Origin of the sequence: Massilia yuzhufengensis (genome assembly GCF_900112225.1) — a bacterium.
GTDB lineage: Bacteria > Pseudomonadota > Gammaproteobacteria > Burkholderiales > Burkholderiaceae_D > Telluria > Telluria yuzhufengensis.
In genome coordinates, this window is sequence record NZ_FOLD01000009.1 from 40524 (window position 1) to 63034 (window position 22511).

The window sequence follows — 22511 nt, forward strand, 5'->3', positions numbered from 1 at the left end:
CGCAAGGCTGGCATAATGCCGGCTTTGCGCCGGAGTGTACCGTGAGCCAGGAAGACCGTATCGTCGACATCGAAATCAAGCTCACGCACCAGGAAGACCTGGTCGAGACGCTGAACCAGACCATCTACCGCCAGGGCCGCCGCATCGACCAGCTCGAAGCCATGGTCACCGCCATGGCGGACCACGTCCGCAACCTGCAGTCCAACCGCGGCGGGCCGCTCAACGAGAAGCCGCCCCACTACTGAGGCCTTCGCCCAGGCGCTGGCCCAGGCAGAGCAGCGTCAGCGTCGGCGGCAATCCCCACGCCTGCGGGATCACCGACGCATCGCACACGTACAGGCCCGGCGCCGCGCGCAGCTCGCTGTCGACGCCGGCCCCGATGCGGATACTGCCGCCAGGATGCGCCGCGAAGTGGTGGCTGGCAAAGACCTGGTGCGCGCCCGCCTGTTCCAGGATGCGGCGCGCCATCCCGACTCCCTCCGCCAGGCGCGCCCGGTCGCCGGGACCCAGGCGCTTGTCCACCCAGCGCGGCCCCACCGCGCCGCCGATCTCGTCGCGGATCTTCACCATGATGCTGAGCGTGCGCGCATGCGCCGTGACGCGGTCGACGCGGCCGGCCTGCAGCGCAAAGGCCTGGTACATCGTGCGCGGCAAGGTGAGGTCGGCCAGCGCGATGCCGGCTTCATGAAAACTGGCGCCGGCCGCCATCGGCACTTCCGCACCGCCGTCGAGGTCATCGACGCTGCCCATCACCGCCACCACCGGGTCGCTGAAGAAGGGCGCATGGCGCGGCCCCAGGCTGGAGGCATGCAGCAGGCGCGGGCTGCCGATGCCGCCGCCGGCCAGCACCACCAGTGGCGCGCGCGCCGTGTGCCGGCGGCCCGCATGCTCCAGCTCCACGCCGGCGGTCCGGCCGTCCTCCATCACCACCTTCAGCACCCGGCTGCGGTCGCGCAGCACGGCGCCGTGGCTGCAGGCCTGTTCCACGAAGTCGCGCGCGCTCCACTTGGCGCCGTAGGGGCAGCCATACACGCAGCGCCAGCAGCCGCTGCGGCAGGCCTGCGGGCGGATCATCTTGTCGAGCTTGCGCCAGTCGAAGCCGGCGGCGCGCGCGGCCGCCATGATACGGGTGGCCATCGGGCCCACCAGGCGGTCGGGCAGGGGCGCCAGCGGCAGCTCGGCGCGCAGCGCCGCCAGGGCCGGCGCGAGGTCGATGCCGTGGGCCGCGAACATGGCCAGCGGCGGCGCGGCGGCAGTGGCGAAGTTCAGCGCCGAGCTGCCGCCCAGCGCGCTGCCGGCCACCAGCAGCGAAGCGTCGCGGTGCAGCCAGGCGCCCTTGCCCGGCAGCGCCATCGTGGCCATCTGGCCCAGCGTGCCCTTGAGCGGCGCGGCGCTGCCCTGTTCCAGGATCAGTACCCGTAAGCCGCCGCGCGCCAGCGCGCGCGCGGTGCTGGCGCCGCCGGGGCCGGTGCCGACGACGATGGCGTCGAAAGGTTGGGGGAAGGCGGGTTCCATGGATAGGCAAGGCGAGGTGAAAACGGATGTTAACACGCTCGCAGCCGGTGCCTGCAAAGTGTCGTGACAGGGTAAATACGCGGGTAAATACGCGGGGTATTCCATGCAGCATACATACGCTTTTTGTTGTGACGGCATGCGTATAAGCCTGCTATGATCTTCGCGCAACGGCTGTCGAGCGTGCCCGGCAGCTCCCTCCCAAGAGTCTGTGAAAGATCGCATGAACCGACCACATCTGCTCGTCGTTGCCGCCAGCCTCGCGCTCGCGCACACGGCCTTCGCCGCACCCGCCCTCGATGCCTCCAACCCGTTTGCCCAGCCCAGCAGCCTGCCGCTGCACTACCCGGCTTTCGACAAGATCAAGAACGAGCACTTCCTGCCTGCGTACGCGGCCGGCATGGCCGAGCACCTGCGCGAGATCGACGCCATCACCCGGGTGCGCTCGGCGCCGACGTTCGACAACACCATCGTCGCCATGGAGCGCGCCGGCCAGATGCTCGCGCGCGTGGCCGCGACCTTCTCGAATCTGCAGACCGCCAACACCAACGACACGCTGGACGCGGTCGACCGCGAGATGTCGCCGAAACTGGCCGCGCACAACGACACCATCTACCTGAACCCGGCCCTGTTCCAGCGCGTGAAAACCCTGCACGCCAAGCGCGCCACGCTGGGGCTGGACGCCGAATCGAAGCACCTGCTCGAGCGCGTATACAAGGAGTTCGTGCGCGCCGGCGCCAACCTCTCAGGCACCAACAAGGACAGGCTCAAGAAGTACAACGCCGAGATCGCCTCGCTCCAGTCCGAGTTCTCGCAGCGCGTGCTCAAGGAGGCCAATGCCTCGGCGCTGATGGTCGCCACGCGCGCGGAACTGGCCGGCTTCTCGGATGCCGAGATCAACGCCGCCGCCCTCGAAGCCGACAAGCGCGGCCAGAAAGGCAAGTACGCGATCGCCATCGTCAACACCAGCAGCCAGCCGGCCCTGTCGACGCTCACCAACCGCTCGACGCGCGAGCGCCTGATGGCCGCGTCGCTCAATCGCGGCAGCCGCGGCGGCGAATTCGACAGCCGCGAACTGGTGCTCAAGCTGGTCAAACTGCGCGCCGAACGCGCCACGCTGCTGGGCTACCCGAACTACGCGGCCTATTCGCAGGAACTGGAAACGGCCAAGAACCCGCAAGCGGTCAACAAGCTGCTGGCCGAGCTGGCAAAACCGGCGGTGAACAATGCGCGCAAGGAAGCGGCCGAGATCCAGAAGGTCATCGATGCCGGCAAGGGCGGCTTCCAGGTCGCCAGCTACGACTGGCCGATCTACCAGGACAAGGTGCGCGCCGCCAAGTACAACTTCGACGAGAACCAGCTGCGCCCTTACTTTGAACTGAACCGCGTGCTGGTGGACGGCGTGTTCTTCGCGGCGACCAAGGAATACGGCATCACCTTCAAGGAGCGCAAGGACTTGCCGGTGTACGACGCCGACGTGCGCACCTTCGACGTGTTCGACCACGACGGCAAGCAGCTGGCGATCTTCATCTTCGACCCCTACGCACGCGGCAACAAGCAGGGCGGCGCCTGGATGAACGAATACGTGTCGCAGTCCCACCTGCTGGGCAACAAGCCAGTGGTCGGCAACCACCTCAACATCCCGAAACCGGCTGCCGGCGAGCCGACCCTGCTGACCTACGACGAAGTGCGCACCGCCTTCCACGAGTTCGGCCACGCGCTGCACGGCATGTTCTCGAACGTGAAGTACCCGCACTTCTCGGGCACCAGCGTGCCGCGCGACTTCGTCGAGTACCCGTCCCAGGTCAACGAGATGTGGGCGATCTGGCCCGAGGTCCTGTCCAACTACGCCAAGCACCACCAGACCGGCGCGCCGATGCCGAAAGAACTGCTGGACAAGGTGGTCGCCTCGAAGAAGTTCAACCAGGGCTACATGACCACCGAATACCTGGCCGCGTCCCTGCTCGACCAGCGCTGGCACCAGCTGAAAGCCTCCGAGATCCCGACCGACGTACTGGCCTTCGAAGCCAGGGCGCTGAAGGAGGCGGGCGTGGACTTCGCGCCGGTGCCGCCGCGCTACCGCACGACCTACTTCTCGCACTCGATGAACGGCGGCTACTCGGCCGGCTACTACGCCTACCTGTGGAGCGAGAAGCTCGACGCCGACACGGTCCAGTGGTTCACCACCAGCGGCGGCTTGAGCCGCAAGAACGGCGACCACTTCCGCAAGACCCTGCTCTCGCGCGGCGGCAGCGCCGATGCGATGGACCTGTTCCGCGACTTCCGCGGCCGCGACCCGGTCATCGAGCCGCTGCTGGAACGCCGCGGCCTGACCGGTAACTGATCCCCTGCGCCGTCCTTCCTGCCGCCACGAGCGGCGAGGAGGGCGGCGTGTTGTTTGCTCCAACCACTTCCAAAAGAGACAACATGAACCGTCCAAACATCATGCTGGTCGCCGCCGTGAGCGCCGTCGCCAACCTGGCGTATGCCGCCCCTGCTTCCATGCTCGAAGCGTCGAATCCGTTCGCCGCCCAGAGCACCCTGCCGTTCCAGTACCCGGCCTTCGACAAGATCACCAACGAGCATTTCGCGCCGGCCTATGCCGAAGGCATGCGCCAGCAAGCCGCGGAAATCGAGAAGATCGCCAACAACAAGGTCGCGCCGACCTTCGAGAACACGATCGTGGCGATGGAGCGTTCGGGCCAGCTGCTGGGTCGCGTCGGCACCGTGTTCGGCATCATGACCGGTTCCTACACCAACGACACCCTGAAAGCCCTCGACAAGGACCTGGCGCCGAAGCTGTCGGCCCACAGCGATGCGATCCGCCTGAACCCGAAACTGTACGCGCGCGTGAAAGCGCTGTACGACAAGCGCACCAAGCTGGGCCTGGACGCCGAATCGCAATACCTGATCGAGCGCTACCACACCGACTTCGTGCGCGCCGGCGCCAAGCTGTCCGACGCCGACAAGCAGAAGCTCAAGGCCATGAACGGCCAGCTGGCCGCGCTGTCGACCCAGTTCGCGCAGAACACCCTGAACGAAGCCAACGCCTCGGCCCTGGTGGTGGACAGCCGCGCCGAACTGGCCGGCATGTCGGACAAGCAGATCGACGCCGCCGCGCTGGAAGCCAAGAAGCGCGGCATGGACGGCAAGTTCGCCATCCCGGTCGTGAACACTACCCAGCAGGCTGGCTTGTCGGTGCTGACCAACCGCGCCACCCGCGAAAAGCTGCTGGCAGCCTCGCTGGCGCGCGGCTCGCGCGGCGGTGAATTCGACAACCGTGAGGTCGTGCTGAAGCTGGCCAAGCTGCGCGCCGAACGTGCGCAGCTGCTGGGCTACCCGAACCACGCCACCTACAGCCTGGAAGACCAGACCGCCAAGGATACGAAGGCCGTCAACAGCCTGCTGGCCGAATTCGCCAAGCCTGCCGTGAACAACGCGCGCAAGGAAGCGCTTGAAATCCAGAAGGTCATCGACGCCGAAAACGGTGGCTTCAAGGCCGCCGCGCACGACTGGGCCTTTTACAGCGACAAGGTGCGCGCCGCCAAGTATTCCTTCGACGCCGGCCAGCTGCGCCCGTACTTCGAACTCAATCGCGTACTGGTGGACGGCGTGTTCTTCGCCGCGAACAAGGAATTCGGCCTGACCTTCAAGGAACGCAAGGACCTCCCGAGCTATGTCGAGGACGTGCGCAAGTTCGACGTGTTCGACCACGACGGCAAGCAGCTCGCCATCTTCACCTTCGACCCGTATGCGCGCGCCAACAAGCGCGGCGGCGCCTGGGCCAACGCCCTGGTCGCGCAATCGAAGCTGATGGGCGCCAGGCCCGTCATCGCCAACAACCTGAACATCGCCAAGCCGGCCGCCGGCGAGCCGACCCTGCTCACCTACGACGAAGTGCGCACCACCTTCCACGAGTTCGGCCACGCGCTGCACGCCATGTTCTCGGACGTGAAATACCCGCGCTTCTCGGGCTCGCGCGTGCCCCGCGACTACGTCGAGTTCCCGTCGCAGGTGAACGAGATGTGGATGGCGTATCCGGAAGTGCTGGCCAACTACGCCAAGCACTACCAGACTGGCGCGCCGATGCCATCGGCGCTGCTGGAGAAGGTCCAGGCATCGCAGCAGTTCAACGAAGGCTTCCGCACGACCGAGTACCTGGCCGCGTCGCTGCTGGACCAGGCCTGGCACCAGCTGAGCCCAAGCCAGATCCCGACCGACGTGCTGGCCTTCGAGGCTGATGCGCTGAAGAAGGCCGGCGTCGACTTCGCCCTGGTGCCGCCACGCTACCGCACCACCTACTTCTCGCACACCTTCGCAGGCGGCTACTCGGCCGGCTACTACGGCTACCTGTGGGCCGAGAAGCTGGATGCGGACACCGTGAACTGGTTCAAGGAAAACGGCGGCCTGACCCGCAAGAACGGCGACCACTTCCGCAAGACCCTGCTCTCGCGCGGCGGCACGATCGACGCGATGCAGATGTACCGCAACTTCAGCGGCCGCGATGCGAAGGTGCAGCCGCTGCTGGAGCGTCGTGGGTTGACGGGGGAGTAATTGTTGTTTGATACCGGCCGTGCAATGCGGTCGGTGTTTGTGGGTGTTCACCTAACTTGGGTCCCGGCCTGCGCCGGGACGACCTGCTGGGGGCGCAGGCTAAATTGCCATCGTCAACTCTCTTTACGCAATAAAGCAACGTCGCTCCGGCGCAGGCCGGAGCCTAATTTTGCTCGCACACAACCATCGCCCCGGTGTATAACCACCACCTGACCCCCACCAAAGCACCCCCCAACCCATGAGTGTTCAATCCCTGGAAGGTATTACCTTAGAATCCCTGTTAACCCGCCTGGTCGAGCACTACGGCTGGGAAGGCCTCGGCCGCCGGATCGATATCAACTGTTTCCAGAAAGACCCGAGCATCAAGTCGAGCCTGAAATTCTTGCGCCGCACGCCATGGGCGCGCGAGCAGGTCGAGGCGCTCTACCTCGACACCCGCTTCACCAACTAGCGAGAGCCACATGCTGAACGAGAACGATGCCAACCTGAAAGCACGCCTGAAAGCCCTGCACCGCCAGCTGCAGGAAACCGACGACATCGACCCCGAGCTGGAAACCCTGCTGCGCCAGCTCGACGGCGACATCGACAAGGCGCTCGATCGCCGCGCCGAAAGCGAACTCGATAACAACACCTACGGCCTGTCCTCCCGCACCCAGGAGCTGGCCGCGCGCTTCAATGCCCGCCACCCGACCGTCTCGACCGGCCTGCGCGAGCTCGGCAATATCTTGTCGAACATGGGTATTTAATTGGTTACTGTGCCACAAGTCATTGATAAGTAAGCCATTTTTCGGTCGGCGGGGCGACCTGAAAATGGTTTTCCGGTACAATACCGGCCAATGAACTCCCCAGTAAACCTTTTCGCGAGCGTCGCCAAGCGCTCCAGCCGCGGACCTGCCGCGCCTTTCCTCCCGATGACCCGCGCAGAAATGACCGCTCTGGGCTGGGATTCGTGCGACATCATCCTGATCACCGGCGACGCCTACATCGACCACCCGAGCTTCGGGATGGCGCTGGTGGGCCGCCTGCTGGAAGCGCAGGGCTACCGCGTCGGCATCATCAGCCAGCCGGACTGGACTTCGGTCGAGCCCTTCCGCGCGCTGGGCAAGCCGAACCTCTACTGGGGCGTTACCGCCGGCAACATGGACTCGATGGTCAACCGCTACACGGCTGACCGCAAGATCCGTTCCGACGACGCCTATACCCCGAACGCCGAGCCGAACAAGCGCCCGGACCGTGCCGTCACCGTGTATTGCCAGCGCGCGCGCGAAGCCTTCCCCGGCGTGCCGGTGATCGCCGGCAGTATCGAAGCCTCGCTGCGCCGCATCGCCCACTACGACTACTGGTCCGATAAAGTGCGCCGCTCGGTGCTGTTCGAATCGAAGGCCGACCTGCTCATCTTCGGTAACGCCGAGCGCGCGCTGGTGGACGTCACGCGCCGTCTCGCCGCGGGCGAAAACATCAAGGAAATCCGCGACCTGCGCGGCACCGCCTTCCTGGTGCCGCAGGGCTGGCTGCCGGACGAAGAGTGGAGCGTGCACAATTCCACCCGCGTGGACGTGCCGGGCCGCATCGACAAGCAGCCGAACCCTTACGCGATGGCCCTGGAAGACCCGAAAGCCTGCGCGCTCGACAACGCGGCGCCGGAACCGGTCGCCAAGCCGATCGTCATCATGACGCGCGAAGAGCGCCAGGCCGCGGTCCGCGAAAAGGCGCGCAAGACCGTGGTGCGCCTGCCCTCGTTCGACACCGTCAGTACCGACCCGGTGATGTATGCGCACGCCTCGCGCGTGTTCCACCTGGAGTCGAACCCCGGCAACGCACGCGCGCTGGTGCAGGCGCATGGCGACCGCGACGTCTGGCTCAACGCGCCGCCGCTGCCGCTGGGCATGGACGAGATGGACAATGTGTATGACCTGCCGTATGCCCGCGCGCCGCACCCGAGCTATGGCAAGGCCCACATCCCGGCCTGGGAAATGATCCGCTACTCGGTGAACATCATGCGCGGCTGCTTCGGCGGCTGCACCTTCTGCTCGATCACCGAGCACGAGGGCCGCATCATCCAGAGCCGTTCGGAGCCGTCGATCCTGCGCGAGATCGAGCTGATCCGCGACACCACCAAGAACTTCGCCGGCACCATTACCGACCTGGGCGGACCGACCGCGAACATGTACCGCCTGGCGTGCAAGGACAAGACCATCGAGGAATCCTGCCGCCGCCTGTCCTGCGTCTACCCGACCATCTGCAGCAACCTGGGCACCGACCACAGCAAGCTGATCTCGCTGTACCGCAAGGCGCGCGCGATCCCCGGCATCAAGAAGATCCTGATCGGGTCCGGCCTGCGCTACGACCTGGCGGTGCGTTCGCCCGAGTATGTGAAAGAACTGGTGACCCACCACGTGGGCGGCCTGCTGAAGATCGCGCCGGAACATACCGAAGCCGGTACGCTCTCGAAAATGATGAAGCCGGGCATTGGCGCCTATGACGAGTTCAAGCGCCTGTTCGACAAGTATTCGCTCGAGGCCGGCAAGAAGCAGTACCTGATTCCTTACTTCATCGCGGCCCACCCGGGCAGTACCGACGAAGACATGCTGAACCTGGCGCTGTGGCTCAAGAAGAACAACTTCAGGCTCGACCAGGTGCAGACCTTCACGCCGACGCCGATGGCGATGGCCACCACCATGTACCACTCGGGCAAGAACCCGCTGGCCAAGGTAACCGAGGATTCGGAAGTGGTCGAGACCGCCAAGAGCGGCAAGACCCGCAAGCTGCACAAGGCTTTCCTGCGCTATTACGATCCGGAGAACTGGCCGGTCATCCGCGAGGGCCTGCGCCGCATGGGCCGCGCCGACCTGATCGGCAACGGCGAGCGCCACCTGATCCCGGCGTCCGACGAAGGCGCCTCGATGGTGCGCGAAGACCGGCGTGTGCCGGGTGGCGTACCGAAGGGCCGCACGATCGAGGTGGTGGCGAAGCGTGCCGCACGGGGCAAGCCGGCGAGCACGCCATTTGTCGCGCCGCCATCGAAGGTGAAACCGTCGATCCTGTCGACGATCAAGACCAAGTCGAAGCGCTAGGGTGGACGGCCAAGTCTGCCGCCCCACGATCAAGCAGGTCCCGTTTCACAGCCCGGCGTTCGGCGTCGGCGCCCCGCGCCGCTCGCGCGCGATGTCCAGGTCGACGCTGGCCTGGCGCGTGCGCAGCGCCCGCGCATAGCGGTGCCGTGCGCGCAGGCGCGGATTGGTCACCAGCCGTCCCAGCGTCTCGCCGATCACCATCACCACGCCCAGCAGCGGCAGCACCAGCATCAGCCCCACCACTCCTGCCAGCGCGCCGCCGATGAAGATCATCAGGACCGTCACCAGTGGGTGCACGCGCAGGCTGCGTCCCAGCGTAAGCGGCATGAACACGAAATCGTCCAGCAGGCGCACCAGCACGAACACGCCGATCGCGCCGTAGGCGATGAAGGGATTGTGCGGGGCGTCGGTCGAGGCGACGATCACCACCAGCACGCAGCCGACCACCGACCCGACAAACGGCACCCAGGCCAGCACCGCGCAGAACAGCCCCAGCAGCAGCGGCGAGGACACGCCGATCGTCCACAGGCCCAGCGCCAGCACCGCGGTATCGAGGAAGGTGAGTTTCAGCAGGCCTTCGAAATAGCGGCGCGCGGTCTGGTCGACTTCATGCAACAGGTAGAGGGCACGCTCGAAGTAGGCGTTGGGCACCGCGCGGGCCAGGAACTTCTTGAAGCGCAGGCCGTCGCGCAGGAAAAAGAAGGTCAGGAAGGGCGCCAGCAGCAGCGACGGTATCCAGGTTGCCAGCGCCACCAGGATCTCGCCCAGGTGTTTCTCGGCGAAGTTGTCGGTGAAGGTCTTGAAGGCCTCGTTCACGGTCGATGTCAGGTGCATCTCGGCCAGCAGCGGGAACTTCTTCTCGAGCAGGGTCATCGTGTTGTGCACGAAGGCCACGCCGCCATCCAGATAGAGGCCGACGGTCTTTTCCCACGAATCTTCTTCCGGGCCGCGGCTCCACGAGAACGCGGCCGTCATGGCCAGCGTGAACAGCGCGAAGAACAGCAGGCATACCAGCAGGCCGGCGGTGTTGCGGCTGAAACCGGCGCGCACCAGGCGCTGCATCGGGCCCAGCAGGATGTAGTGCAGCACCGCGCCGAACAGGAAGGGCAGGGCCAGCCACAGCATCTGCTGCGCGAGCAGCAGCAGCACGCAGGTGGCCGCGATGATCCCGGTCCAGACGACCGGCCCGGCGCGCTCGCCTCCGGTCATAGCGCTTCCAGCTGGGGACGTCCCGTTCCCATCCATTCGCGCAGGCGCAGGCCGATATGGCGCGCCAGTGCCAGCGAAATCTTGTAGCCGATCACGGCGTCGGTTTCCAGCAGGCCAAGGAAGTCGGCACGGAAGAACACCGCCATCTCGCAGGGCTCGACGGCGCGCGCCTGGGCGTTGCGCGGGGAGTTGTCAAGCAGGGCCAGGTCGCCGAAGAAACTGCCCGGTTCAAGTTCCGCCACCACCTGGTTGGTGCCCTGGTGCAGTTTGTTGATCACCACCCGGCCGCTCATGATCAGGTAGATCGCCTGGCCTTCCTCGCCTTCGTCGAACACGATCTCGTCGGTGAGGTAGCGGCGCTCGTGCAGGAAGCCGTCGACGATTTTCAATTCCAGAGGCGTCAGCGCCGCAAACAGCGCCTGGTTCTTCAGGCGGTGCAGGCGGGGCGACATCTTGGGAGGTTTAAGGAAACCGAAAATCACGATTGCTCCAGAATGGTGCGTGGTGGTGTTGTCGGATGATTATCCGCTATCAGGTGCTGCTGTGCATCAAAAAGCTGCGTCGCCGGCCTGCACGGCGCATCCGGGTGTTGCGCCCGTCACAAGTGACCCGCTGATGTGCCGGGTGCAGGCGGCTTGTCTATTCAAATGTGCGGACTGGGTCAAAAAAACGGTGTAATATAATTCTCTACGGAAATATATATTACCAAAATAACATATTTGCGGCTTTGCCCACGGGGTTTGGCCGCGAGGACCAGGGCAGTGATCGACATCCATTCCTTCCTGCTGGCGCTCGGCGTCGGCAACATAGCCTTCGCCGTCTTAATGGCAGGCTATACGCACGGCGCCGCCCCCAGTCCGGGCCTGCGCCTGTGGATGTGGGCGCGCTTCGGCATCGGCCTGTGCCAGCTGCTGGGCTGGAGCCGCCCTTACCTGAACGTGCCGGCACTGAACGGTATCGAAGGCGCCGGCTGGGTGCTCGCGATCTCGTTCGAAGTTGCGGCCTATTGCATCTTCTTCGGTTTCGAGCGCTGGCAGCGCGTGCTGCTGCCGGTGGCGGCATTGGCGCTGGCGATCGTGCTGGCCGCAGGCAGCGCCGGCGCGCCGATCCCCTACCTGACCGCACTGGTCGCCGGGGTCGTGTCCCTGTTCGCCGCGGCCATGGCCTGGATCCTGCTGCGCCCACGCCGCCGCGCGTCGCTGCTGCAGCGGATCATCGGCGTGAACGACGCGGTGTTCGCGGTGCTGGTGGCGCTGTGGGCGGCCGGCGGCCTGCTGAGCGAGGCGCCGCCCGGCCAGCGCAGCGCCCAGGAAGCGGCCTACATGGCCGGCTACCTCCTGATGATCGTCAACGGTTTTGGCTTCCTGCTGCTGTGCAAGGAAAAGGACGACGCCGAAATGGCGCGCCTGGCCACCACCGACTGCCTCACCGGCCTGCCCAACCGCCACGCCTTCCTGGAGCGCGCCGAGCAGGCCCGCCTCGCCGCCCTGCGCCAGCGCCAGCCCCTGGCCCTGGCCATGATGGACATCGATCACTTCAAGCAGATCAACGACCGCTTCGGCCACGCCACCGGCGACGACGCCCTGACCGTCTTCGCCCGCACCGCCCGCGACACCATCCGCAGCCACGAAACCATCGGCCGGCTCGGCGGCGAGGAATTCGCCATGGTCCTGCCCGGCACCGACCTCGCCGGCGCCCGCCAGGCCGCCGAACGCCTGCGCCAGGCCGTGCGCAGCGCCACCGTGATCACCAGTGGCGCGTCGTACACGATGACGGTGAGTATCGGCGTGGTCGTCCTCGACCCGAACGAAACCCTCGGCGCCGCGCTGGCGCGTGCCGACCATGCGCTGTACGCGGCCAAGAGCGGGGGACGGGACCGGGTGGAAGCAGGCATCCCCCAGCAGCGCCGCGCTTAAAATCAACTTCGGGGTCAGGTCTGACATTTGGACACGGCCACAACAATACGTGCCGTCGGCGAGATGCCGGAAAGCAGAGCTCGTGTCCGAATGTCAGACCTGACCCCGAAGTTAAGAAGTTAGCGCGGAAAAGCAAAAAGGATCCCGAAGGATCCTTTTTACTTGTAGCTGGCGGAGCGGACGGGGCTCGCCCACGTGCCGCGGGCCGCGGATTTCCTTGCAAGGAAATCCCTTCGAGCCCCAAACCGTTCTCCCCGCAGGGGGAGAACTCCTGCGCGGAAAAGCAAAAAGGATCCCGAAGGATCCTTTTTACTTGTAGCTGGCGGAGCGGACGGGGCTCGAACCCGCGACCCCCGGCGTGACAGGCCGGTATTCTAACCAACTGAACTACCGCTCCGTTTAATCTGATCGTTACTTCGATCAACCTTTGAATGACGTGGTGGGCGCTGAGAGGCTCGAACTCCCGACCTAATCCTTGTAAGGGATCCGCTCTACCAACTGAGCTAAGCGCCCGTTTCCTTCAGAGGTTTCTACCTGACGCTTGTCATTGCGTCCGAAGAGGCCCGAATTATAGAGGCTGCAATTCGAGGTGTGCAAGGGTTTTTGAAAAAAAATTAAAAACCGCCGGGCCGGCATCTTTTCACCGCGCCGGCGCTTTTGTGCAAAGATCATGGACCGTGTCGAGGAGCCCTTCCATGCCCGCTGCCCACCCGCTGCTGCACCACCTGTTCGACGCCGCCATGGCCGCGGCCGATCCCTACCACCTGGTCGCGCCGCACCTGCCGCCCCCGCCCAAGGGACGCACCCTCGTGCTCGGCGCCGGCAAGGCGGCCGCGCGCATGGCCGAGGCGGTGGAGCGGCACTGGAACGGGCCGCTGGAGGGGCTGGTGGTCACGCGCTATGGCCACGGCGCACCGACCCGTTTCATCGAGGTCATCGAAGCCGGCCACCCGGTGCCGGACTCGGCCAGCGAAGACGCGGCGCGGCGCATGCTGGACGCGGCGGCCGGGCTGGGGCCGGACGACCTGGTGCTGTGCCTGGTCTCCGGCGGCGGCTCGGCGCTGATGTCGCTGCCGGCGCCCGGCATCACGTTCGAAGAAAAGCGCGCGATCAACAAGGAACTGCTGCGCTCTGGCGCGCCGATCGGCGAGATGAATTGCGTGCGGCGCCACCTGTCCGCGATCAAGGGCGGGCGGCTGGCGCTGGCCTGCCATCCGGCGCGCGTGCTGACGCTGGTGGTGTCCGACGTGCCCGGCGACGATCCGGCCGTGGTGGCGTCCGGCCCGACCGTGCCCGACGGCAGCACCGGCGCCGATGCGCTCGCCGTCCTCGCCAAGTACGGCATTCCCGTCTCCGATGCGGTACGAAGCGTGCTGGCCAACCCAGAGTTGGCCGCGCCGCTGCCGGACGACCCGCGCCTGGCCGGCAACGAGACCCGCGTCATCGTCACCGCCCAGCAGGCGCTCGACGCCGCCGCCGCGGCTGCGCGCGCGGCCGGCTATGCGGCGATGGTCCTGTCGTCCAGCATGGAAGGAGAGGCGCGCGAGGTGGCGCTGGTGCACGCCAGCATCGCGCGCCAGGTCCTCGCCCATGGCCAGCCGCTGGCCGCGCCCTGCGTGATCCTGTCCGGCGGCGAAACCGGCGTCACCGTGCGCGGCAAGGGGCGCGGTGGGCGCAATGCCGAATTCCTGCTGGCGCTGGCGGTCGCGCTGGACGGCCTGCCGGGCGTGCATGCGATTGCCGCCGACACCGACGGCATCGACGGCACCGAGGACAATGCCGGCGCCTGGCTCGCGCCCGGGACCCTGGCGCGCGCCCGCGCCCAGGGCCTCGATGCACGGGCGCGGTTGGCCGACAACGACGGCTACGGCTTCTTCGACGCCCTCGGCCAGCTGATCGTCACCGGCCCCACCCGCACCAATGTCAACGACTTCCGCGCCGTCGTCATCGAGGCCGATGTGTTGTAAAGGTGTTGAAAAACGTACAGCCCAGCCGTGTGCTTGTTGCACTGCCGCATAGTCATCATTGAGAATACGCCCTTGCAAACCCGGCAAGCTTAAGACATCGCCAAGATGCGCGGCCGGAGGCGGACAAGCCGCCCGCGCCGCCCGTGCGATCCACAGCGGCGCGACCAGGAAGAGAACGGGGACATCGGTTCTTTTATCAATCGTTAGGAAAAACTCCATGATCAAGATGTCCAAGATGCACCAGCGCGTGCTCGCAGCACTGGCCCTGGCGGCGGCCGTACCCGCCCAGGCCCAGACCACCACGAGCCAGGCCCCTGAACTGCAGACCGTTACCGTGACCGCGCAGCGCCGCACGGAGAACATCCGCGAAGTGCCGGTGTCGGTCACCGCGCTCAAGGGCGAGAAACTGGACGTCCTGATCTCCGGCGGCGACGACATCCGCCTGCTGGCCGGCAAGGTGCCGAGCCTGAACGTCGAATCCTCCAACGGCCGTACCTTCCCGCGCTTCTACATCCGCGGCTACGGCAATACCGATTTCAATACCTTCGCCTCGCAGCCGGTCTCGCTCGTGTACGACGACGTGGTGCAGGAAAACCCGATCCTGAAAGGCTTCCCGATCTTCGACCTGGCCAGCGTGGAAGTACTGCGCGGCCCGCAGGGCACCCTGTTCGGCCGCAACACCCCGGCCGGCGTGGTGAAATTCGAATCCGAGCGTCCGAAGCTGGGCAAGACCGAGGGCTACTACAACGCCTCGATCGCCAGCCGCAAGACCGCCAACCTCGAAGGCGCGGTGAACGTGCCGCTGTCGGACAAATGGGCGATGCGGGTGTCTGCCGTCGGCCAGCACCGCGATGACTTCGTCGACAACTTCGCCGACGTCGCCAAGACCCAAAAGCGCAACGAGCTCGACGGCTACAACGAGCACGCCGAGCGCGTGCAGGTGCTGTACAGCCCGGACAGCAGCTTCAATGCCCTGGCTAACTTCCACCAGCGCAATACCAACGGCAGCGCCCGCCTGTTCCGCGCCAACCTGCTGCAAAAAGGCAGCAACAAGATCGCGCCCGGCTACGACCTCGATTCCATCGTCACCAACGCCGACAACTTCCAGCGCCTGAAAACCAACGGCGCCAACCTGCGCCTGAGCTGGGACCTGGGCAGCGTGCGCCTGTTCTCGATCACCGGCTACGAGCACGTGAGCGACTACTTCAGCCGCGGCGACATCGACGGCGGCACCCCGGCCGGCCCGGGCTTCATCCCGTTCCAGGTCGAGACCGGCGGCTATATCAGCGACCTCGACCAGTACACCCAGGAATTCCGCATCGAATCGAAGAACACCGGCCCGCTCAACTGGCAGACGGGCCTGTACTTCTTCGATGAAGACGCCACCGGTGGTAGCGACAACTTCAACAGCACCACCGGCGCGCGCACCTCGCGCCTGGTCAGCAACCAGAAGAACGATGCCTGGGCCGCGTTCGCGTCGGTCAACTACACCATCAGCCCGGACTGGACTGTGCGTGGCGGCGTGCGCTACACCAAGGACGAGAAGGAATTCCGCACCATCACGGCCGAAAACGTCGTGCAGATCGGCCCTGGCTCGGTGTCGACCAGCCAGGACAAGATCAACTGGGACCTGTCGGCGAGCTACAAGCTGAACAATGACGTGAACGTGTACGGCCGCGTCGCCACCGGCTTCCGCGCGCCGAGTATCGCGGCCGCCTCGGCCGCCGTGCCGATCACCGTCGCCGATTCGGAAACCATCACCTCGGTGGAACTGGGCGTGAAGGCCGACCTGTTCGAGCGCCGCGCCCGCACCTCGTTCTCGATCTACGACTACACCGTCAAGGACCAGCAGCTGACCGTGGTGGGCGGCAACTCGAACGTCAACCGCCTGATCAACGCCGACAAGACCAAAGGCAAGGGCGCCGAGTTCGACTTCGAAGCGGCCCTCAGCACCGCCCTGCGCGTGAGCGCCGGCGCCAGCTACAACTACACCCAGATCCGCGACGCCAGCCTGTCGGTGAACCGCTGCGGTTCGTGCACCGTGACCAACCCGCTGAACGCGGCCGGCCGCGTCGCCATCGACGGCAACCCGCTGCCGCAGGCGCCGCGCTGGAGCGTCAACGCCACCGCCCGCTACGGCGTGCCCTTCCGCGACGGCGAGCTGTACTTCTTCACCGACTGGTCGTATCGCAGCAAGATCAACTTCTTCCTGTACGAAGCGGTCGAGTTCGTCGGTGCGCCGCTGACCGAGGGTGGCCTGCGCGTGGGCTACATCTTCGGCAACGGCAAGTATGAAGTGGCCGCGTTTGGGCGCAACGTGCTCGACCAGCGCCGCATCACCGGCGCGATCGACTTCAACAACCTGACCGGCTTCACCAACGAGCCGCGCCAGTGGGGCCTGCAGTTCAAGGGCAACTTCTAAGCCTGTCCCGATGCTGTAAAGGAGGCCGCGCACTGCGCGGCCTTTTTTTTTAGCCGGATTCCCGCCAAAGCCGCATCCATCCCGCCAAACCCTGCCCTCGTCGCAGCGGGGCTGGTGCATAATGTTGCGCCACGTAAAGATGGCTGCTCCGCCACTTTCCGAACCATCCCATGACTTCCTTCGTCTCCGAAGCAAAATCCAGCCTGCTGAGCATCCTCGTCCTGACCGGGCTGGTGCTCGCGGCCCTGACGGGCACCGTCGTGGCCGGTTTTGCCCTGATCTTTGACTTGTCCCCGCAGACCTGGCACGTCGCCTACGGCGGGCTGGGCGGATTCCTGGCCCTGCTGGCCGTACAGCTCGTTTATCTCGGCTTCGCCGCCCAGCTGGTCCGCAAACGGTCGGCAAGCCGCATGCTGGTTCGCTATGCGCTCGCCCTGCAAATGCAGGCGCTGGCCGAAATGCTCATGGTGGCGCTGACTGTCGCGGCAGTGACGGGGGGCGTGGTGGTGCTGATCGGCCTGCTGGGCGACCACCGCACGCAGGCCGAGCTGATCGCCTGGTTCCTCGATCCGAACACCCGCGTCACGGCCCTGATGTTTGTCCTGATGCTGCCGGCACTGACGATGCTGCTCGGCGCATGGCGGTTGCATGCGCTGCGCGCCGCGCCGGGGGCCGTGCTGGCCGCGGCCGACGGCAGCCTGGTCCAGCGCACGCTTGCCGTCGCCGCCGACAGCGCCGACCTGCGCCATGCCCTGTCGGCGTTGGTGGAGCGCCTGACCGACCGCAGCATGCCGGGCCTGGGCCGGCTCTGGTATACCGCGCACCCGCGCCTGCGTGTCAGCGAAGCCGAAGGCAGGCCGGAATACGAACTGGTCTGGACCAACTGCCCGATGAAACTGCTGGTGTCCCTGCGCCCGGACGGGGAGGGCGGCCAGCAGGTGGTGGCGCGCTCGGTGCTGCGCGGCGGCTGGCACCGGGTCGAGCTGTTCGCCACCCCGCTCGACGCCCTGGCGCAGGTGCAATACATCGAGACCCACCTGCTCGCCCCCTTGCGCGACCAGCTGGCCAAGGTCTCGGCCGAGCGCCAGCGCGACGCCCTGCGCGAGCATGCCGTCGAAACCCAGCTGCGCATCCTGCAGGCGCAGATCGAGCCGCACTTCCTGTTCAACACCCTGGCCAATGTGCGCCACCTGTACCGCAGCAGCGTGAGCGCCGGCGAAGACATGATGGACCACCTGATCGCCTACCTGCGCAGCGCCATGGACGACCTGCGCGCCGAGGACTCGACCGTGGTGCGCGAGCTCGACCTGGCCATGCACTACCTGGCCATCATGAAGATCCGCATGGGCGAGCGCCTGTCCTACCGCTTCGTGCTGCCCGATACCCTGAAGGACCACGCCTTCCCGCCGGCGATGCTGATCTCGCTGGTCGAGAACGCGGTCAAGCATGGCCTGGCCAGCGCCGAGAAAGGCGAGATTGCGCTGTCCGCCGCGGCCAGCGGCAGCCAGCTGCGCTTGACCGTCAGCGACAACGGCAGCGGCCTGTCGAGCGTGGGCGGCACCGGGGTCGGCCTGTCGAACATCCGCCAGCGCCTGGAGGCAATGTTCGGCAGCGCGGCCTGGCTCGAAGTGGGCGCCGAGCCGGGCGCCGGTTTTACCGCAACGATCGTCATACCCCTCAACGAAAGGAAGCATTGATGCCCACCGCCCTGATCGCGGAAGATGAACCGCTGCTGCTGGCCGAGCTGAAGGAGGCGCTGGGCGACCTCTGGCCCGAGCTGGCCATCGTCGCCGAAAGCACGGACGGGGCGGCGGCGCTGGCCGCGCTCAGGCAGCATGCGCCGGACGTGGCCTTCCTCGACATTAATATGCCCAAGGCGAGCGGCCTCGATGTCGCGCGCATGTGCCCGCCCGGCACCGCCATCGTCTTCCTCACCGCCTATGGCCAGCATGCGCTGGACGCCTTCGATGTCGGCGCGGCCGACTACCTGGTCAAGCCGCTCAACCGTGGCCGCCTGCTCGAGACCATCGGCCGGCTGCGCGCCCGCACCGACCGTGCGGCGCCGCCGGCCGTCGCGCCGGCGCCGGTGGCGGCCGAGCCGGTGCGCCACCTGGCCTGGATCCAGGCCTCGGTCGGCAACATGATCCGCGTGATCACCACCGACGAAGTGATCTTTTTCCAGTCCGACGCCAAGTACACCAAGGTCGCGACGGCCGAGCTCGAAGCCCTGATCCGGATTCCCGTGAAGGACCTCGCGGTCCAGCTCGACCCGGATGAATTCATCCAGGTCAGCCGCGGCGCCATCGTCAACCGCCGCAAGATCGAAGCCATCATCCGCCGCGACGGCCAGATGGACGTGCGGCTCAAGGGCCGTACCGAGGTGCTGTCCGTGAGTACCGGCTACCAGGGCCAGGCGGCATTTCGCCAGATGTAGCCACCAGGCAAGTTCCCCGGAAAGCGGCATCCATTCCGGAAACTGCCGCATCCGTCGCCTGCCCACTGGCACGCCGGGTCGCCCTCGGAAATCATGACGTCATGGCCCTTGTGGGCAGCCCTTGAAAGACGACATGACACACTTGCGCACCCTTGCTTCTACCCTCGCCGGCCTGGTGCTCGCCTGCTCCAGCTGGTCCGCGCACGCGGCGGCGGCCGTCGCCGTTGCCGGCAACGGCAAAAGCTTCACGGCCACCGAATACGACGACCTGGAGCGCGCCAAGGCCGCGGCGCTCCACGGCTGCCAGAAGATGGGGACCGATTGCACGCTCACGGTCTGGACTCCGGATGCCGGCGCCATTGCGCTGGCGACGGGGACCGACGGCAACGTGCAGTCGATCCGCAAGCAGCCCGGGGAGGCGCGCGACGCGGCGCTGAAGGACTGCCGCAAGCGCTACAAGGGCTGCAGCTTCACGGCGCTGTACTGGGAGCCGGGCGGCCGCTGGGCCGCCTGGGCGGTGGCCACCACTGCCGCCGGCGAACTGGTCCACGAACATTTTGCCCACGCATTCCAGAGCGAAGCGGGTGCCCGCCAGGAGGCGCTGTCGGCATGCACGGCCGCAGTGAAGGACCGGCCCGGGGTCAGCTGCAAGGTCGACACCCACTGGGGCAAGCTGACCCATGCGGTCGCCAGATCCCCCAGCTATACCGCGGTCCACGTGTCGGCGCGGCGCCAGGAAACCGAGGCCGCGGTGATGCAGGCTTGCCGGGCGTCGTCCAAGCCGGGCGACCACTGCAAGCTGGAAAGCGTGACGGACAACCAGGGCGCGCTGGCAGTACCGGCCGCGTTCGACAAGGTGGTGGCCCAGAGCGCGCTGGCGAAGGAAAAGGCGCTGGCCGCGCGCCGCAAGCCGCCAGCGCCGAGTGCGCAGCAGCAAGTCTTGAGCTGCACCAACCGCTGCGTCAACGGCAGTTGCACCCGGTCTTTCCCCAATGGGCGGACCGAACGCTGGCAGGCGCCACGGGTATTCGATCCGCTTAAAAACGATTGGGTTTGGGCTACATCAAGCTGCGGTGGATGAATGTCATGTATTGAAAAACCGCCCCGCGCAATGCTTGGCGTTTTTCTTAAGGCAACAGTTTTTCCGGAGTGTCAATACAAATGTGGCATACGTTATTTGCCAAATATGACGTTTCGCCGAAGAAAACATGTTTCTGCGTTAACGAATGTTCCGGCTGTTGTTAATACGCTGAAATTGTATCGAATTGTCACGCACGTCCTCTTTTTTTCGGGTTACGCTGGTTTTCGCCGCGTTCAGACGGCACTGACAGTCCCACGGACTGCCGGTTACACAACGACACAGGCGAGGCGCATTTCGCTTGACGGAAAACTATAAACACAAGGAAGAAACATGAAGCAATCGCATTCGATTCATCCTGCAATGTTGAAGATGTGTGCCGCAATCTCGCTCGCGTTCGCCGCTTCGGTGGCTGGCGCGGCCGAGCAGAAGTTCATCCTGGAAACAGACCGTATCATCGTGAAATACAAGGACGCCCTGCCTGCTGGCAAGACGGGGAACCTTGCAAAAATGGCCGTGCCGATGGGCGCCGACCGCAAAGCCAAGCTCGACCGTGCCGGCCAGGAATTCGGCATGCTGGTCAGCGAAAGCCACGACATCGCCACCGGCGCCAAGGTGTTCAAGCTCAACGGCCGCAAGGCCCTGAAGGACGTGCAAAAGCTGGCCGCCGAAATGATGGCGCGCGACCCGTCCATCGAGTACGCCGAGCCGGACCGCATCATGACCCACATGGCGACGGCGAACGACCCCTACTATGCCCAGCAGTGGCATTACACCGACACCACCGGCGGCCTGCGCCTGCCGACCGCCTGGGACAAGTCCACCGGCAGCGGCGTGATCGTGGCCGTGATCGACACCGGCTACCGTCCGCACGCCGACCTGAGCGGCCAGATCCTGGCCGGCTATGACTTCATCAGCACCGCCGCCATCGGCAACGACGGCAACGGCCGCGACAGCGATGCGAGCGATCCGGGCGACTGGGTCGCCGCCAACGAATGCGGCGCCGGTCGTCCGGCCTCGGGCTCGAGCTGGCACGGCACCCACGTGGCCGGCACCGTTGCCGCCAAGACCAATAACAGCCTGGGCGTGGCCGGCGTGGCGTACAACGCCAAGATCGTGCCGGTGCGGGTGCTCGGCAAGTGCGGCGGCTACACCTCGGACATTGCCGACGCGATCACCTGGTCGTCGGGCGGCACCGTGTCCGGCGTGCCGGCCAATGCCAACAAGGCCAAGGTGCTGAACCTGTCGCTCGGCGGCGGCGGCGCCTGCGATACGACCACCCAGAACGCCATCAACGGCGCCCGCTCGCGCGGCTCGGTGGTGGTGGTGGCGGCCGGTAACGACAACATGAACGTCAGCAACGCCAGCCCGGCAAACTGCTCCGGCGTCATCGCCGTGGCGGCAACCGGCAAGACCGGCGGCCGTGCATCGTACTCGAACTACGGCACCCTGGTCGACGTCGCAGCCCCAGGCGGCGACGGCAGCTTCAGCGTGATCTCGACCCTGAACTCGGGCACCAGCTCGCCAGGTTCGGACAACTACGCCGGCTACCAGGGCACGTCGATGGCCACCCCGCACGTGGCCGGCGTGGCGGCGCTGATGTTCGCGGCCAAGTCGACCCTGACCCCGGACCAGGTGGAGAGCATGCTCAAGTCGAGCGCGCGCGCCTTCCCCGCAACCTGCTCGGGCTGCGGCACCGGCATCGTGGACGCGACTGCGGCCGTGAATGCGGCGCTGGGCACCGTGATCCCGCCAGGCCCGACCATCACGGAAGTGGAGTCGAACAACACGACCGGCACCGCCAGCCTGATCTCGACCAGCGGCACCACCGTGAACGGCACCATGGCCAGCACTACCGACACCGACTACTACCGTGTCGACCTGCCGGCCGGCAAAACGCTGGCCTCGGTGCTGACCCCGGGTTCGGGCACTGCCGACTACGACCTGTTCGTGTACAACAGCGCAGGCACGCAACTGGGCAAGAGCGAGAACGGCGCCGGCGCCGTGGACAGCTTCAGCTCGGCCAACACCGGTTCCACCACCTCGACCCGCTATGTGCGCGTGGTCTACTACAGTGGCGGCACCGGCGCGACCAACGGCAAGTACACCCTGAAACTCACCTGGTAACGGTCAGACGAAACGGCGCCGCTCCCCTGGCGCCGTTTTATCCGGGAACGCGCGGCTTGCCGCGCGTTTTTTTATTGGGGCGCCGGATCGCGCCGGCTATGCCAGATGGATAGGCCGGATACGAATGAAAATATTCTTACATTTGTTTACTCGTTGAAAATTGTGCTACATAATCGACGCAGCCCAGCAGTATGTTTCTCCGCACCCATCGCAGGTAG

General features: G+C 65.9%; 16 protein-coding genes and 2 tRNA genes. 13 read left to right on the forward strand and 5 right to left on the reverse strand.

Translation table 11 applies throughout. From position 1 onward, the window contains the following. The first annotated feature begins 41 nt into the window (after positions 1-41). Complete coding sequence (locus tag BM031_RS09950; protein WP_091874349.1) at positions 42-245, forward strand: SlyX family protein; 204 nt, start codon at positions 42-44, stop codon at positions 243-245. On the opposite strand, the gene BM031_RS09955 is transcribed toward BM031_RS09950, so the two are convergent. Then, positions 220-1515 carry an FAD-dependent oxidoreductase gene (locus tag BM031_RS09955; RefSeq protein WP_091874351.1) on the reverse strand — a complete coding sequence of 432 codons (1296 nt, stop codon included), beginning with the start codon at positions 1513-1515 and terminating at the stop codon, positions 220-222. The two genes, BM031_RS09950 and BM031_RS09955, sit on opposite strands and share 26 nt — an antisense overlap. 220 nt (positions 1516-1735) lie before the next feature. On the opposite strand from BM031_RS09955, the gene BM031_RS09960 reads away from it, so the two are divergent. The 5 genes from BM031_RS09960 (at position 1736) to BM031_RS09980 (ending at position 9140) form a co-directional block, all read left to right on the forward strand. Then, a complete protein-coding gene (locus BM031_RS09960; protein WP_091874353.1) occupies positions 1736-3856 on the forward strand; it encodes a M3 family metallopeptidase in 2121 nt (706 codons plus the stop codon). A gap of 83 nt (positions 3857-3939) precedes the next feature. Next, positions 3940-6066, forward strand: a complete 2127-nt coding sequence (locus BM031_RS09965; RefSeq protein WP_091874354.1) for a M3 family metallopeptidase — start codon at positions 3940-3942, stop codon at positions 6064-6066. A 238-nt stretch (positions 6067-6304) separates the two neighbouring features. Continuing rightward, on the forward strand, positions 6305-6517 hold the full coding sequence (locus BM031_RS09970; RefSeq protein ID WP_091874356.1) for a VF530 family protein: 213 nt from the start codon (positions 6305-6307) through the stop codon (positions 6515-6517). Between the two features lie 10 nt (positions 6518-6527). Next, complete coding sequence (locus tag BM031_RS09975; protein WP_091874358.1) at positions 6528-6812, forward strand: DUF4404 family protein; 285 nt, start codon at positions 6528-6530, stop codon at positions 6810-6812. 90 nt (positions 6813-6902) lie between these two features. Continuing rightward, positions 6903-9140: a YgiQ family radical SAM protein gene (locus BM031_RS09980; protein WP_091874360.1), complete on the forward strand. Its 2238-nt coding sequence runs from the start codon at positions 6903-6905 to the stop codon at positions 9138-9140. 45 nt (positions 9141-9185) lie between these two features. Here the strand turns inward: BM031_RS09980 and BM031_RS09985 are convergent, their stop codons facing one another. Further along, positions 9186-10349, reverse strand: a complete 1164-nt coding sequence (locus tag BM031_RS09985; protein WP_091874362.1) for an AI-2E family transporter — start codon at positions 10347-10349, stop codon at positions 9186-9188. Next, a complete protein-coding gene (locus tag BM031_RS09990; RefSeq protein ID WP_091874364.1) occupies positions 10346-10831 on the reverse strand; it encodes a cyclic nucleotide-binding domain-containing protein in 486 nt (161 codons plus the stop codon). Before BM031_RS09990 ends, BM031_RS09985 begins: the two co-directional genes overlap by 4 nt. 279 nt (positions 10832-11110) lie before the next feature. On the opposite strand from BM031_RS09990, the gene BM031_RS09995 reads away from it, so the two are divergent. After that, the gene (locus BM031_RS09995; protein WP_091874365.1) at positions 11111-12265 is read left to right on the forward strand and encodes a GGDEF domain-containing protein; all 1155 of its coding nucleotides are present in this window, start codon (positions 11111-11113) and stop codon (positions 12263-12265) included. 320 nt (positions 12266-12585) lie between these two features. Here BM031_RS09995 and BM031_RS10000 read toward each other — a convergent pair. Then, a tRNA-Asp gene (locus BM031_RS10000) sits at positions 12586-12662 on the reverse strand. Positions 12663-12702: 40 nt separating this feature from the next. Beyond that, positions 12703-12778, reverse strand: a tRNA-Val gene (locus BM031_RS10005). 182 nt (positions 12779-12960) lie between these two features. Here BM031_RS10005 and BM031_RS10010 point away from each other — a divergent pair. From BM031_RS10010 to BM031_RS10035, 6 genes are all read left to right on the forward strand, one after another. Then, the gene (locus tag BM031_RS10010) at positions 12961-14232 is read left to right on the forward strand and encodes a glycerate kinase type-2 family protein (RefSeq protein WP_091874369.1); all 1272 of its coding nucleotides are present in this window, start codon (positions 12961-12963) and stop codon (positions 14230-14232) included. A gap of 217 nt (positions 14233-14449) precedes the next feature. Continuing rightward, the gene (locus BM031_RS10015) at positions 14450-16654 is read left to right on the forward strand and encodes a TonB-dependent receptor (RefSeq protein ID WP_091874370.1); all 2205 of its coding nucleotides are present in this window, start codon (positions 14450-14452) and stop codon (positions 16652-16654) included. A 170-nt stretch (positions 16655-16824) separates the two neighbouring features. Next, entirely contained in the window at positions 16825-18351 is a 1527-nt protein-coding gene (locus BM031_RS10020; RefSeq protein ID WP_091874372.1) for a histidine kinase, read from the forward strand. Beyond that, positions 18351-19088, forward strand: coding sequence for a LytR/AlgR family response regulator transcription factor (locus BM031_RS10025; protein WP_091874373.1), 738 nt, complete (start codon positions 18351-18353; stop codon positions 19086-19088). Before BM031_RS10020 ends, BM031_RS10025 begins: the two co-directional genes overlap by 1 nt. Before the next feature lie 133 nt (positions 19089-19221). Then, positions 19222-20169 (forward strand): DUF4189 domain-containing protein, encoded by a 948-nt coding sequence (locus BM031_RS10030; RefSeq protein ID WP_091874375.1) that lies wholly within the window; start codon positions 19222-19224, stop codon positions 20167-20169. 330 nt (positions 20170-20499) lie between these two features. Further along, a complete protein-coding gene (locus BM031_RS10035; RefSeq protein ID WP_091874376.1) occupies positions 20500-22293 on the forward strand; it encodes a S8 family peptidase in 1794 nt (597 codons plus the stop codon). The last annotated feature ends 218 nt before the right edge of the window (positions 22294-22511 follow it).

Bases quoted from the DNA above. Each gene is read 5' to 3' on its own strand.
- BM031_RS09955 (WP_091874351.1), bottom strand. From the start codon at position 1,515: ATGGAACCCGCCTTCCCCCAACCTTTCGACGCCATCGTCGTCGGCACC.
- BM031_RS10025 (WP_091874373.1), top strand. From the start codon at position 18,351: ATGCCCACCGCCCTGATCGCGGAAGATGAACCGCTGCTGCTGGCCGAG.
- BM031_RS09960 (WP_091874353.1), top strand. From the start codon at position 1,736: ATGAACCGACCACATCTGCTCGTCGTTGCCGCCAGCCTCGCGCTCGCG.
- BM031_RS10010 (WP_091874369.1), top strand. From the start codon at position 12,961: ATGCCCGCTGCCCACCCGCTGCTGCACCACCTGTTCGACGCCGCCATG.
- BM031_RS09970 (WP_091874356.1), top strand. From the start codon at position 6,305: ATGAGTGTTCAATCCCTGGAAGGTATTACCTTAGAATCCCTGTTAACC.
- BM031_RS10030 (WP_091874375.1), top strand. From the start codon at position 19,222: ATGACACACTTGCGCACCCTTGCTTCTACCCTCGCCGGCCTGGTGCTC.
- BM031_RS10020 (WP_091874372.1), top strand. From the start codon at position 16,825: ATGACTTCCTTCGTCTCCGAAGCAAAATCCAGCCTGCTGAGCATCCTC.
- BM031_RS10035 (WP_091874376.1), top strand. From the start codon at position 20,500: ATGAAGCAATCGCATTCGATTCATCCTGCAATGTTGAAGATGTGTGCC.
- BM031_RS09965 (WP_091874354.1), top strand. From the start codon at position 3,940: ATGAACCGTCCAAACATCATGCTGGTCGCCGCCGTGAGCGCCGTCGCC.
- BM031_RS09975 (WP_091874358.1), top strand. From the start codon at position 6,528: ATGCTGAACGAGAACGATGCCAACCTGAAAGCACGCCTGAAAGCCCTG.
- BM031_RS09985 (WP_091874362.1), bottom strand. From the start codon at position 10,349: ATGACCGGAGGCGAGCGCGCCGGGCCGGTCGTCTGGACCGGGATCATC.
- BM031_RS09980 (WP_091874360.1), top strand. From the start codon at position 6,903: ATGAACTCCCCAGTAAACCTTTTCGCGAGCGTCGCCAAGCGCTCCAGC.
- BM031_RS10015 (WP_091874370.1), top strand. From the start codon at position 14,450: ATGATCAAGATGTCCAAGATGCACCAGCGCGTGCTCGCAGCACTGGCC.